Raw genomic sequence first — 344 nt, forward strand, 5'->3', positions numbered from 1 at the left:
GCGTGCGCAGTTGCACGTCATTCTCAGACGAACCGATGACTGGATGGATGGCCGCCGCAGTCGTCACACTGATGATACGGATGTGCTTCTCCGTATACACCATGTTATCGGAGAGCTGCCCACGTATGGTTATCGTCGGGTATGGGCGCTGCTTCGCAGACAGGCAGAACTTGATGGTATGCCTGCGATCAATGCCAAACGTGTTTACCGGATCATGCGCCAGAATGCGCTGTTGCTTGAGCGAAAACCTGCTGTACCGCCATCGAAACGGGCACATACAGGCAGAGTGGCCGTGAAAGAAAGCAATCAGCGATGGTGCTCTGACGGGTTCGAGTTCTGCTGTG

1 protein-coding gene is annotated in these 344 nt (G+C 54.9%); it reads left to right on the top strand.

Features of this window, described 5'->3' with window-relative positions:
• Nucleotides 1–344: IS3 family transposase (locus tag BHE85_RS19215; RefSeq protein ID WP_146628274.1), on the top strand; the 344-nt coding region annotated here is incomplete at both ends.

The sequence above is a fragment of the Shigella sp. FC1567 genome (assembly GCF_001743015.1).
Taxonomy (GTDB): domain Bacteria; phylum Pseudomonadota; class Gammaproteobacteria; order Enterobacterales; family Enterobacteriaceae; genus Escherichia; species Escherichia coli.